General features: G+C 47.3%; 9 protein-coding genes. 8 read left to right on the forward strand and 1 reads right to left on the reverse strand.

Annotated features, from left to right (window positions below; translation table 11 throughout):
• Positions 1-9 precede the first annotated feature (9 nt).
• Positions 10-2,346 carry a helix-turn-helix domain-containing protein gene (locus ACKTT9_RS05160; RefSeq protein WP_407870754.1) on the reverse strand — a complete coding sequence of 779 codons (2,337 nt, stop codon included), beginning with the start codon at positions 2,344-2,346 and terminating at the stop codon, positions 10-12.
• Between the two features lie 287 nt (positions 2,347-2,633).
• On the opposite strand from ACKTT9_RS05160, the gene ACKTT9_RS05165 reads away from it, so the two are divergent.
• The 8 genes from ACKTT9_RS05165 (at position 2,634) to ACKTT9_RS05200 (ending at position 13,300) form a co-directional block, all read left to right on the forward strand.
• On the forward strand, positions 2,634-3,566 hold the full coding sequence (locus tag ACKTT9_RS05165; RefSeq protein WP_407870755.1) for an ABC transporter permease: 933 nt from the start codon (positions 2,634-2,636) through the stop codon (positions 3,564-3,566).
• Between the two features lie 11 nt (positions 3,567-3,577).
• Positions 3,578-4,450, forward strand: coding sequence for a carbohydrate ABC transporter permease (locus ACKTT9_RS05170; RefSeq protein WP_127458353.1), 873 nt, complete (start codon positions 3,578-3,580; stop codon positions 4,448-4,450).
• 67 nt (positions 4,451-4,517) lie between these two features.
• Positions 4,518-6,077 carry an extracellular solute-binding protein gene (locus tag ACKTT9_RS05175; protein WP_407870756.1) on the forward strand — a complete coding sequence of 520 codons (1,560 nt, stop codon included), beginning with the start codon at positions 4,518-4,520 and terminating at the stop codon, positions 6,075-6,077.
• Between the two features lie 41 nt (positions 6,078-6,118).
• Positions 6,119-6,934 carry a PIG-L deacetylase family protein gene (locus tag ACKTT9_RS05180; protein WP_407870757.1) on the forward strand — a complete coding sequence of 272 codons (816 nt, stop codon included), beginning with the start codon at positions 6,119-6,121 and terminating at the stop codon, positions 6,932-6,934.
• A 21-nt stretch (positions 6,935-6,955) separates the two neighbouring features.
• Entirely contained in the window at positions 6,956-7,996 is a 1,041-nt protein-coding gene (locus ACKTT9_RS05185) for a sugar phosphate isomerase/epimerase family protein (protein ID WP_407870758.1), read from the forward strand.
• Between the two features lie 19 nt (positions 7,997-8,015).
• A complete protein-coding gene (locus ACKTT9_RS05190; RefSeq protein WP_407870759.1) occupies positions 8,016-8,939 on the forward strand; it encodes a hypothetical protein in 924 nt (307 codons plus the stop codon).
• Positions 8,940-8,984: 45 nt separating this feature from the next.
• Entirely contained in the window at positions 8,985-10,016 is a 1,032-nt protein-coding gene (locus ACKTT9_RS05195; RefSeq protein ID WP_407870760.1) for a Gfo/Idh/MocA family protein, read from the forward strand.
• 209 nt (positions 10,017-10,225) lie between these two features.
• The gene (locus ACKTT9_RS05200; protein ID WP_407870761.1) at positions 10,226-13,300 is read left to right on the forward strand and encodes an ATP-binding protein; all 3,075 of its coding nucleotides are present in this window, start codon (positions 10,226-10,228) and stop codon (positions 13,298-13,300) included.

Below are 13,300 nucleotides of genomic sequence, written 5' to 3' on the forward strand. Positions count from 1 at the left end.
TACCTCCACCTATCCTTTCCGCACCTGCCGCTGAATCCGATACTCCGTCGGAGATATCCCCTCCAAATTTCTGAACGTTCGAATAAACGAGTTACGATTGTTAAATCCGATCTCTTCCAAAATTTTCTGAATCGGCTTGGTTGTATGCTGCAGCATCTCCTTGGCTTTCGCGATTCGCAGCTCCTGCAGATACCTCTGAAACGTCATGCCTAATTCCTTTTTCAACAGTTTGGACATGTACTTGGGTGAGGTGTTGTATTTGTCGGCGAGCATGTCCAGACTAATGTCTTCGTGATAATAGTCATCAATGTATTGCTTAAACAACTTAATATCAAACCCTGGCTGGTTAGGGGTGCATGCTTCCAGAACACTATCGTAAAACGACACGATAAAATCTGCCATATCTCCAATCGAATGAGTACTGATGGACATGACGAATTCGCTATAGTTTTTGAAGATGGATTCGTCCATCGTTCTATCAAGCTGCTTCAACGCTTGTGTACCGATCAGATACAGATGCATATACAGCTGTCTACTGCTCATATCGGTCATAGCGCTGTTCATATTGGCATTAATAATTGTCTTCAGCAGTTGCTGCAAATCCTCTTGCTTGTTGGAGAGCAGCAGGTTAAAGAGTTTGTTTTCATCCGTTTTGCTTAGCAAATATCCAGACTCGTCCTGATTGTTTTCGTTATAAATGCTGATCCTTTTGGTATCGAACGGGGAAACCCGCCAGAGCGCCTTCATTGCCTCGACGTAGGAGCGCTGCATGCCTTGATAGCCTATATGCTTCCTGCCGATGCCGATATGAATGTGCACGAATGCTTTGTCGGTCTGAAACAGATCGTCAATTTGCTGCAAATACTCATGATAGGCCCAGGTATCAGCGTCATGGGGCAGATTCACGAGTATGGCGAACAGATTGGTGTCCATCTCCAGCAAATAGACCGAAGAGCTTGGTGGAATCATCGATTTCATCAGCTTGAGAAGCCGTTGAGAAGCTTGATTTTGGAACTCTTCTGAGAACGAATCATAGAATGGCTTCTTGAAATTGCACTGAATCAACCCGACCCAGAAGGAATCGTGCATAAAGCTGAATTTGCAATTCGCCAGGAAATCGTCGATCCTGCTGTAGTCCATCTGGCTATTACTCTTAAGCATCTTCACCAGATATTGATCGATCACCAGCGGGAGCGTATAGGACAACGTCTCATTCAGATGGGCGACATTGTTTTTCATTCGGTCAATTTCATTATTAATGTATTCAAATTCTTTGAACGAGTCGGTGCTTCTCTGCGTACTCCGACCATCCTGCAAGGTACGTACGAGTGCCCGGATGGGCGAGTAGAGCATTTTGGTAAACAGGATCGACATAAATAACCCGACCAGCAATGCGATTGCGGTAACTATAATATTCCAATGATTGAAATTGTTAAAATTGGTCTTGATGTCCGTTATAGGGACGCTAACAATCATATTGGCTTGCTGGAAGAAAAAGCTAGTGTTGAATTTGATAATGAGCATTTCTTGATTGCGAAACGTCATCTTAAAGCGATTGGCCGTCTCTCCCACAGCTTTTTCTAATATCTCTGACATGTCTGCGTTATTTTCTTCCGTTGAAAAAAGCAATTGATTGTCTTGATTGGAGACGAGAAGCATACTGTTAGGCGTTATTTTAAAACTGCGAAGAAGTTGTATAATCGGTTGCACATCCAGATTGATCACGTACAAATCGTTCGACCAATAACCTCCGATCATCGACTGCACGACAGGAATGCTCGTTTTACCGTGGTTCCGGATGGTTCCGGAAATGTCGGATGGAGGGAGAATCGTAAACAAGTGGTGACTCGCTTGATACGCCTGCCAAAAATCCTTCGGATACAGTCCGCTGCGGTACACTTTGTCGTAATAAAAATCGGAGGAATACGTACCTTCATCGCTAATAATTAGCTTTTCACTGCGTTTATATATGTAAGCGTTATCAATGTAGTTGCTGCTTGATTTAATGCGGGACAAGGAGCGAATGGCTTCGGTAATATCGGCATATTTGGACACATCGTCGATGGTATAGTTAGCGGAAAAAATGCGTAGCACATTTGGATCAAGCGCTAGCAAATAGTTGGTTTGATAAATGCCTTCGAACAGATTGTTTAATGAAGACGCGATATTGGCGACTGAGCGGTCATAATTATGTTCGATCTGGTTTTCAAATTTGCTCAGAAGGACGTTATACGATAAGAAGTTAATAAGTTGCAAAAACATTGTAATGGAGAGAAACAACAGGATTAATCGGAAAAGGATGCTTCGGAAACCAAGCTTCTTCCATTTGGATATTATCGCAGGCATATCGCTGTCCTCACATCCTTATGTTGTTATGATTTGATCAAATTATAGTTAGCAATGAGGGAGCAAGTCAACTTTGTTACATCGATATAAAAGGATTAGGTAGAAAAGTGTTACATGGTGGAATAATCGAACTTGCGATGGAATGGAAAATCGTGACATAGGCGATAAATCGTTGTACACAATAGGCGAAATCGATGACATCGATCCCGAACTGGCTGTATTCCTCTCCACGAGAAATGTGATTTGATAGTTTCAGCACCACATCACACAGGAAAGGAGGTTACGCTATGGAAATAGCGACTGTGCGCACCTCTCATCATCGCGCTAGGTCATATTGGAAGCGTTACAGTTATTACTACATTCTACTCATCTTGCCACTCGCCTACTTCCTCATATTCAGGTATGGGCCGATTGCAGGGAACGTGTTGGCCTTTCGCAAATATGTACCGGGGGGGCCTGTGTATGGAACGGAATGGGTAGGTCTTCGCTACTTCAAGCTGTTCATGAACGATCCGAACTTTTGGGTAGCCTTTAAAAACACGTTGGTGCTGAGCATTCTGAATCTGGCGATTACATTTCCGTTGCCGATTCTGTTCGCTCTGCTGATCAATGAGATCGTAAGTCCACGTGTCAAGAAGTTCATTCAGACAGTTTCTTATTTTCCGAATTTTGTTTCCATTGTCGTTGTCGTAGGCATGATCAAGGAGCTGCTCTCGCCCACGACAGGTTGGGTCAACCAGTTGCTGATCCATTTTGGGATGGATCCGATTTTCTTCGTCAATGAGTCGGGGTGGTTTCGAACCATCTATATTACTTCGGATATATGGCAGTATATGGGGTGGAATGCGATCATTTACTGTGCCGTTCTGGCTTCGGTAGATTCGCAGTTATATGAGGCGGCGGAGCTTGATGGCGCAAGCCGGCTGAAGCAGACGATTCATGTCACCATTCCGCAAATGCTCCCGACGATTTCGGTTGTGTTTATTCTTTCTCTTGGTTCCATTCTTAGCATTGGATTTGAGAAGGCGCTGCTGCTCTATACGCCTAGCAATTCCGCAACCAGTGATATTATCGATACGTTTGTGTTCCGGATGGGTCTTGAGAACAGCAATTACAGCTACGCAACGGCAGTCGGCATGTTCGGCGGTTTGATCGGTCTCTTCCTCGTATCGGGAGCCAACTACATTTCCCGCAAAATTTCCGGCATATCCTTGTATTAAGGAGGTGGAGTATGCTCTATCGGCGAACTTGGAGCTATCAACTGTTCAGAGTGGTGAATGCACTCATCATGCTTGCCGTTCTGGCAGCTATAATCATCCCGTTTCTAAATTTATTAGCGATTTCACTTAGTGAATCTTGGGCAATTGTAGGCGGTAAAGTGGGGTTATTTCCCATAGGTTTTAACCTGGACGCGTATTTCCGCATTTTTCAGCATCCGAGCATCAAGTCAGGCTTCTACAATTCCTTTCTTCAGACGGGGCTTGGCACGGCAATTGGATTGTTTATGCTGACGATTTGCGCATATCCGTTATCCAAAACCTTTTTGAAAGGCAGAAAGCTCTTCATTCTGTTTATTATGTTTACTATGTTTTTCAGTGGAGGCTTAATTCCTACTTATCTGGTGGTAAAAAGTCTCGGTTTGATTGATACGATTTGGGCCATTGTGCTGCCCTTCTGCATTACACCGTATTACTTACTGCTAGTCATGACGTATTTCCAATCCATTCCCGAAAGCCTTGAAGAGTCGGCCATGATCGATGGCTTGAATCCGATCCAGATTCTGTGGCGCATCGTCATTCCGCTGTCCAAGCCGGTGTTAGCTGCAATCACGCTTTTTCTCGCAATTTATTATTGGAATAATTGGTTTAATGCAATGATTTATTTGAACAGCACGGAGAAGCTTCCCGTCATGATGATCGTGCGCAATATTGTAGCTGGAGCAGATCTGGCGTCCAATGGCGGCCAAAGCGAGGTCACGAGCCTTTCGGCGGCATCCTTAAAGTCGGCTGCTATCATGGTCACAACACTGCCGGTGGTTGTCCTGTTTCCTTTTGCTCAGAAGCATTTTGCTCAAGGCGTTATGTTGGGTGCGGTTAAAGGTTGATAGTAAGAGGGGCTTGAATTTTGTAGTTGCCAGCTTTCACAGAAGAAAGCATTTAGGAGGAAATCCGATGAGACGATCCATGAAAAGAGGGTTTTTATTCGTCACTGCTTTGATGGTGATCACCGTACCTTTAGCCGCTTGTTCCAGCTCAAATAAGGGTGCGGGAACTAACGTGAGTGGCGAAAATAGTTCAGAGAAAACGACCACCTTCTCGATGATGTACTCCGACAGCGCCGCTTATCCCTTCAATAAAGAGTGGCCTGCGCTCAAGCAGATGCAAACGCTTAAGAACGTGAAGTTAGATGTGCAAGCGGTACCGGATAAGGATTACGCCAATAAGTTTAAAATTGTGACCAGCTCGGGCACGCTGCCGGATTTGATCAGCTCCGTGGATCATCCCAGCCTGATGAGCGTGGCCGAGACCGGTGTCCTGTTAAACATCAACGACTATCTCGATAAGCTACCGAATTTTCAAAAAAAGGTGAAAGAATACAAGATTGACGATGAGCTTGAGAATTGGGAGACGAAGGACGGCAAGCTGTATATTTTACCGCAAATGAACGAAGCAGCTTTGTACAATACGGCACCTGTTATCCGTACGGACCTGCTGAAGAAATACGGCTTGCAAGTTCCGAAGACGATGGATGAGTTATATAACGTATTGAAGGTATTCAAGGAGAAGGACCCTGCAAGCTATCCGATGGCGAACTTGATAGGTGCCAATACTCTTCGGAGCATCTCGGGCGCTGCCTGGGGGATTGATCCTTCGTATAACGGGTTCATGTATGACAGCGCTTCGAACTCGTTCACCTATGCCTATACCAGTGACAATTACAAGCAATATGTGAAGTACTTGAACAAGCTGATCACCGAGAAACTGGCTGATCCGGAGTTGTATACGTCGAGCCTGGATTCCTGGAAGCAGAAAATGGCGACTGGAAAAAGTACATTCACCTACACCTGGATTAGTGAACTTGCTCAGCTGAATGCGGATGGAAAAAAGAACGTCGGTCCCGACTTTGAACTGACGCCATTACCTCCGATCGCAGGTCCGGGCGGAGTCAAGGCGGCTAGTACGACCCGAATCAAAGACGGTCTCGTCATTCCCGCCAGCGCAGCAAAGAAACCTTATTTTGACAAGCTCCTTGCGTTCGTGGATTGGTTATACAGCGATGAAGGGAACGTCCCGTTCACTTGGGGAATCAAAGATCAGACTTATGTCGAAGTGAATGGCAAAAAGGATTTCAGCGACGCAGTCAAAAACAGCAGCAGCATTCAGAAGTCACTATGGGATATCGGAGCTGCGAATACCAATTATGCCATGCTTTATCCGTATGACTGGTTTATTAAGGTGTTGAACAATCCGTTAGTTGGCACGCTCACCGAGGAAGCCAAGGCCAAGAACTGGTTCCCAGCCATTACCAAGGTACCAAAGCTGAAAGCGGAGCAGAAGGAAGAGGAGAACATGCTCGTTACGACCGTGAACGATTTATTTGCCAAGACGCACGAGCAGTTTGTGTATAACAAAGTGAATATTGATACGGAATGGAACAACTATGTGAAGGACATGGACGCACGCGGCGTAACGAAACTAAAGAAAATCTACAACGATTCATTAACGAAATAATAGCGAAATAATAACTGGATTTTGGAGAGGTGGAAAAGACAATGAAACAAGAGATTCGAGTGATCGTGATAGGGGCACATCCGGATGAGCCGGATATCTATGCAGGCGGAACTGCGGCATTATTCGCCGCTTTGGGGCACAAAGTGAAATTTCTTTCTTTGACTGACGGCTGCGGCGGCCATTATGAGTTACCCGGACCAGAGCTAGTCAAGCGCAGAAAAAAGGAAGCGGATGAAGCAGCCAAGAGGCTGGGCATCGTCGAATACGAAGTGCTGAGCACGCATGACGGTGAATTATTTCCCGATGTGGCTACGCGCAATGAGGTCATTCGGCACATCCGACGCTGGCAGGCGGATGTGGTCATCACGTTCCATCCGGCTGGGGGCACGCATCCCGATAACCGGTACGCCGGACACGTTGTGAGTGATGCCGTTCCGTTCTCGGCGCTTAAAAATGCGGTAATCGATGTTCCCGCCTTGGAGCGTACGCCGGTTGTACTGCTCATGCCGGACTACTCCATGAAGGATCGCTATCAAGCGGACGTGGTGATCGATATTGAAGCCGTGCTGGAGAAGAAGCTGTTAGCTTGCGATGCACATGCTTCTCAATTCTATGAATTCAGCGGCAAAAATGAGGACCGCGAAGTACCTCAGATCTGGGAAGAGAAGCGGGAATACCTGCTGAAATATTGGGCGCCGTTTTTCTATGTCTCTGATGAGATGAAGGCGGGATTGGAGAAATGGTATGGAGCGGAGAGAGCCGCGCAAATTACTTACGCCGAGCCATTTGAAATCGCCAATTACGGCCGAAAAGTGGATGACGCAGAGCTCAAAAAGTGGTTCCCCATGCTGGGATGATGGAAAAATGGAGGTGTAAATATGGCTATGAAAATTGGAATCGATCTGCATCACGGCTTTCTTCAGGAAGAAGTTCCGTTCACCGTGGCGCTTGAGAAGGCGAAACAAGAAGGATATGACGGCGTATACGGCAAGTCCCCCATGGTAGCCTCCAAGACGCTTGATCCTGTGGAACTTAAAGAAGCAGCCGATACCGCGAAGGAACTCGGATTATACATTGATTTGGGCATTGGGCGCGTCAACCCGTTCAATACCAATGAAACCCCGGAGGTGTGGCAGCTAGGCGGCGGAGATTACAAGCTTTCTGTAGAGAAGATGCTCTACGCAGCAGCTAGCATAGGGGCAAAAGAGTTGATTGGGGTCACAGCCGGTTGGAAAGGCGAGCATAAGGGCTACCATGTATATGATCGATTCCGCACAGATGTTACTTGGGAGGAGCAGCTTCGCGCCACAGCCAATTTCCTGAAAAGTCTTAAGCCTGTGCTGCTCGACACAGGCACCCGAATCAATCTGGAAACGCACGAGGAGATTACCTCGCATGAAATCGTCCGATTGATTGAAGAGGTCGGCGACGATATTCTCGGCGTCGCATTCGATACCGCGAATGTGTTCGCTCGCGGTGAGGATCCGGTCGCGGTAGCAACGCGAACCGCGCCTTACGTTCATCAGATGCATGCCAAGGATTGCATTCTGTTCTTCTCGGACACCGGACTTATCCGTCAGGTTAAGCCGGTCGGGCAGGGCATCGTCGATTATCACCAAATATTCTCGATCATCGCCCCGCATCAACCTGATCTTCATATGCAAATTGAAGATCACAAGGGTTACATGAATATCGACATTTTCGTCGAACAGTGGCGGAACAGCCATCCGGATATGAGTCTAAGGGACATCGCCGAGTTGGTCAGATTAGCCCGGATATGCGAACAACGTGTAGCTGAAGGAAGCCTCCCACATCCAGCCATTTACGAGCAACCGGCGTATGCCGAGCAGCGTGACGAGCGTTTAGGCTTCGCTGGCCATTATCTGCGAACAACCTTGAGCGAGCTCGGATTGCGTTAATGATGAAGGAGGATGTGCTTTGCTGTTGTTAGTGCCGTACGTTGCTGCGGCATTGTTTGTGGTGCAATCGCTTTGTTTGAAACAGTTCAAGAAGGTAGGGGAGCATCAGGGAGAGCCTTTGCTCCTTCATGCTTCCTACATGCTGATGATTGCGGTCGGATTTATGACTTGGACAATGCTAATGGCAGGGCCATTCACGGTAAGCTTATCCACCTTTTGGATTGCTATTGTTTACGGAGCAGATTTTGCCTTAACAATGACCGTGTATTCGCTCGCGATCCGCACAGGTCCGCTTTCGACTACTTCTTTTTGCTTTTCTGCCAGCATGCTGCTCCCTGTTGCGGCTAGCGCTTTATTTTGGCAGGAAAGCTTCGGGTATATGAAATGGCTCGGTGTCGGACTGTTTATGGTTTCCTTTTATTTCATTCTTGTCTATGGAAAAAAACAGAAAACCAAGCGAATCACAAGGCAATGGTATGGGTACGCGGGGTTATCCTTTCTGCTGAACGGTAATCTTTCCGTACTCTCCAAGCTCCAGCAAACGATGACGGAGCGCGATGAAACTTCCGTTTTTATGACGATAGCTTTCTTGGCGGGTTGCCTGTTCTGTGTAATAGGCTCAGCTATTTCATCTCGAATTGGCCGTAAAAATAAGTTGGAAACCAGCGAGCCTGGTGCCAAGATGGTCTTGCAAAACCTTGCAACTTTCGTAAAGTATTGGCCCTCTATCGTAGGACTTGCTTTAACGACCGGAATCGGCAATTGGATCGTCGTGTGGCTTTCGGGCAAGCTCCCCGGATCTTACTTATTTCCTACGGTTAATGGAGGTATCATCATCGGTCTTGTTGTTGTTTCCCGGTTTTTATACAAGGAACATCTGTCTTCGAGAGGATGGGTGGGTATTATCGTAGGAATTGCGGCGATGATTGCCGTGAGCGTTTAATGCTTTTGCAGAAACATGGGGTTTGGGAAAAATGGAGGGTCTAGGATGAAAAGAAAAGTATGCCTGCTAAGCTGCTGGAATCATTTCCATGCCCAAAGCTTTGTCAGAGAGCTGGCTGATTTGCCTGATGTTGAGATTGTTGCTGTATGGGATGAGGAGGCGCATCGCGGAAGAAAATATGCGGAGGAATTCGGCCTTCCCTTCGAACCCGATTTGGACGTTTTGTTAGCTCGGCCAGATCTGGATGGCGTTGTTATCGACACGGCGCCGGAACAAGCAGCTTCGCTTATTATCAAAGCGGCTCAAGCCGGCAAGCATGTGATGGCGGATCAAGTGCTTGCGATGTCAAGGAAAGAGGCGCTGATCGCGAAGGAAGCCATCGAGAAGGCGGGCATTATTTTTGCCCTCGACATGTCACTCAAGCGTTGGCCGATTCATCTGGCTGCCAAGCAAGTGCTGGAGTCCGGCAGGATCGGATCGGTCACCAGTTTGAGGGTGCGCAACGCCCACTCTGGGGCGCTCGGAGGGCTTGGCCAGCAATGGCCGCCTCAGTTCCGACAAAGCACCTACGGTGTATTTGCCGATCTTGGCGCACATTGCCTGTATTTGATGCTGTGGCTGCTGGGCATGCCGCTTGCGGTGACTGCGATTGGGACTCGCCGTACGGAGACCATTGGTGAAGATAATGCAGCCAGCATCTTCGAATTCGAAAACGGCACAATCGCCATCTGTGATACGAGCCATGTCGCCAACAATTCACCGTTTTCTATGGAAATGTACGGCACAATGGGCAGCTTCCGTGCAAACGGCATGAACGGGGTTCATCACAAGCTGCTGAAGCAGGAAGACGTGACGGTGCATTTGTTTACCCAAGATCAGCAGACGCACCCCAATCCAATGAGTTTACTTCCGCCAATGCCGGGGGAACCCTCCATTCACCGCTGGATCAAGGCGATGGATGGCGAGGTGGAACCAGCTCTGAACGGAACGCAGGAAGGCATATCACTTGCTATCATACTTGAAGGTTTGTATCTATCAGCACGCACAGGAACTAAAGTAACGTTTGATGAAATTTGATTTTTGGCCGAAGCGAAGTCACTCGCTGAAGGTATGAAGCGTTCACCCAACTGGGTGAGCGTTTTTTTATCGTGATCTAGCATTTGAATTGTCCACAGAGAGTAGCTATGGTAGCCTGCTTGTCAAACAACGGCTCGATTTTCAAAGGGATTTGTAAATTTTTGTCGAATACTCTTCTATTATAACATTTGACAAAAAAGGCGAAGTGGATGCTTAAAAATGGCAAGGTCATAATAACGGTTATTTGTATCATTGTCGGTTTCATTGGGTTTTTCATTAAATTTGGGGCTACCCCGATTTATCCGAAGGCACTAAAAGGCGAATTGGATTTAACGCAATGGAATTTTGCCGATAACGGGTCTACCCGCCTGGATGGGGAATGGGAATACTATCGAAATCAGTTGCTCACTCCGGACGATTTCGACCCGCTAGGACATAACGGCAAGCTACCGGAGATGACGGGGTTCGTTCACGTGCCAGACAGGTGGGAGAAGTATGCAGTCGGGGGCTTGAGCGGGTCTTCGAATGGATATGCGACATTTCGGTTACATGTTAATTTGCAGGGTAACTCTGGGCAGATCTACGGAATCAGGCAGATTAACATTAAAACAGCCCACAAACTGTTCGTAAACGGCATGGAGATCGGTTCCGGGGGCAATCCTGGGACGGACAGGCAGACGACGCTTTCCGTCAATACACCCTACGTTCAATTTTTGCAAATTGACGGAAACCGTGCTGACATCATCGTTCAAGTAGCTAATTTTCAGTACTTTCAGGGAGGAATCACCCATCCTATTTATTTAGGGTATCAGGGAGACATTCTGTCCATGCGGGAGTTTGCGGTGGTGGAGGATTTATTAGCTACCTCCTGTTTTTTGTTAATCGGCGCTTATTTCATTGTTCTTTTCTTGATGAGAGGACGAGAGCGTTCTTGGCTCTATTTTGGTCTGTGCTGTATAGCGGTCTGCGTATATTTGGCGACTCACGGCGAGAAAATTGCGGCGATGTTTGCGCCGGGGATTCCTTTTGAGCTGTTTTTGAAAGTTCAAACGATCTCCGGTGCAGCGTCCGAATTATTTCTCCTGCTCTACGCCATGCAAGCTTTTCCGGGATTATTTAAGAAAGTCGTCATGAAAGGGTTCGGATTGACTCTCGCAGTGAGATTGCTGCTTATTCTGCTTACACCCGCACCGGTCTTCAGTAAACTTAACAGCGTGGGACTGGTACTGGCATTTGTTGAGATCCTGTATGTTGCCTATGTGATGTCTGCCGGCATGATGCGACGGAGGGAAGGTTCGTTGTTGATGTTGATCGGCGCTTTGTCGCTTCTAATCATTGAAGTCGCTTCCGCATTGGACATTTTGGGGATTGTATCCGTCCTGTCCCTTCAGACTGCCGCTTGGATAAGTTTTGCCGTTGCCCAAGGGTTGTTTCTGTCAAAACAGTTTGTGAATACGTTCAAGAAAGTAGAGACTCTTTCAGAGCGGCTCCGATATATGGACCGATTGAAGGACGAATTTCTTGCTAATACATCCCATGAAATGAAAACACCACTTCACGCCATCATCAATATTGCCGGATCGCTGCTTGAAGGCGCGGCAGGTCCAATGTCGCCGCATCAGAAGACGAATGTAGCCATGATCAAAGATACCGGCAGGAGGATGGCCAACCTGTTAGGCGATCTGCTTGATTTCTCCAAATTGAAGAATGGAGAGCTTGTTTTGAAGCGGAAAGCAGTAGCTTTGCAACCGATTGTTCGCCTTATTTTTGAGATGTTTCGCCATATGGCAGGGGACAAACCGGTGCAATTCGTTGATTTTCTGAACGATCGTCACTATGTTTATGTGGATGAAGACAGGCTTGTCCAAATTCTAAACAATTTGGTCGGTAATGCGCTTAAGTTTACGGATTCAGGTCAGATTGCCGTATCAGCACGGGAGAATGATGGCTGGCTTGTGATTTCCGTTTCGGATACCGGCATCGGCATTCCGCAAGACAAGCTGGAAGTCATCTTCGAATCGTTTGAGCAGGCCGGGAAGGCGGTTGCGATGGAGTACGGCGGCATGGGGCTCGGACTCAGCGTTACCAAGCGATTGGTGGAATTGCACGGAGGCAGCATTTGGGTGGAATCGGAACAAGGAAAAGGGGCCGTGTTTACCTTTACAGTGCCATCCGCAAATCGGGAAGACGAGAAACGGACCGAACCGGGAGTGAATTGGACGAACGCTTTGCAGGAGTTGGCTGCGCCTCAAATGGCGTCTTCGAACAAGGTTCGATTGGAAGGGGAAAGCATCTATACGATCCTGATTGCCGATGACGATGCTGCCAATCGGCAGGTGCTGCTCAATCTGCTGTCCGTAGAGAAATATACGGTCATTGCTGTTCCCAGCGGGATGGATGCGATTCGCGAGATTGAGACGAACAGGCGTATCGACTTGGCGATTATCGATCTGATGATGCCTGGAATGTCAGGCTACGAAGTGTGCCGGCATATTCGCGAACGATACTCGTTGTCGGAACTCCCGGTGTTGCTGCTAACAGCTAGAAATCGTCCGGAGGACATCGTGACAGCTTTTGACTCAGGTGCGAACGACTTTCTCGGCAAACCGATTGAGGCTGGCGAATTAAAAGCCCGCATCCGCACACTGCTTGAATTGAAAAAATCGGTTAACGATTTAATTCATAGTGAGATGGCTTTTTTGCGGGCCCAAATTAAGCCTCACTTCCTGTTTAACACGCTCAATACGGTAATTTCGGTAAGTCATACAGACGTAAGCAAAGCCCAGGATTTACTTGTTGAATTGAGCTTGTACTTGAGAAGCAGCTTCGATTTTCAAAACCGGGAACAACTCGTCTCGATCCAAAAAGAGCTGGAACTCATAGAGTCTTATCTGTTCATCGAAAAAGCGCGATTTGGTCAGCGACTGCAAGTCATCTATGACATCGATGAGGATATTCGCTGCCGTATTCCGCCACTTATTATTCAACCAATTGTGGAAAATGCCATTCGGCATGGCGTGATGAAGCGGCCGGAAGGTGGAGTCGTGCGAATTTCCGTGAAGGCGGACCGAGACTGTCTCGTTATTGTCGTATCGGATAATGGACCAGGAATTTCAGATGAAACGAAAGCGTCTTTGTTACAAGGAAAAAACGGGACGAGAGGAGTTGGACTCGTCAATATCGAAGGGCGCTTAAGGACACTCTACGGAACGGGTCTAAAGATCGATAGTGTATCTGGAGAAGGTACGGAAGTTATGATTCGCATTCCGAATTCGATGGGGTGA

The sequence above is a fragment of the Paenibacillus sp. P36 genome, assembly GCF_045866505.1.
In the GTDB taxonomy this organism is placed as follows: Bacteria; Bacillota; Bacilli; order Paenibacillales; family NBRC-103111; genus Paenibacillus_E; species Paenibacillus_E chondroitinus.

Coding starts and splice junctions, on each gene's coding strand:
- ACKTT9_RS05160 (WP_407870754.1), bottom strand. CDS start 2,346: ATGCCTGCGATAATATCCAAATGGAAGAAGCTTGGTTTCCGAAGCATC.
- ACKTT9_RS05170 (WP_127458353.1), top strand. CDS start 3,578: ATGCTCTATCGGCGAACTTGGAGCTATCAACTGTTCAGAGTGGTGAAT.
- ACKTT9_RS05200 (WP_407870761.1), top strand. CDS start 10,226: ATGCTTAAAAATGGCAAGGTCATAATAACGGTTATTTGTATCATTGTC.
- ACKTT9_RS05180 (WP_407870757.1), top strand. CDS start 6,119: ATGAAACAAGAGATTCGAGTGATCGTGATAGGGGCACATCCGGATGAG.
- ACKTT9_RS05165 (WP_407870755.1), top strand. CDS start 2,634: ATGGAAATAGCGACTGTGCGCACCTCTCATCATCGCGCTAGGTCATAT.
- ACKTT9_RS05175 (WP_407870756.1), top strand. CDS start 4,518: ATGAGACGATCCATGAAAAGAGGGTTTTTATTCGTCACTGCTTTGATG.
- ACKTT9_RS05185 (WP_407870758.1), top strand. CDS start 6,956: ATGGCTATGAAAATTGGAATCGATCTGCATCACGGCTTTCTTCAGGAA.
- ACKTT9_RS05195 (WP_407870760.1), top strand. CDS start 8,985: ATGAAAAGAAAAGTATGCCTGCTAAGCTGCTGGAATCATTTCCATGCC.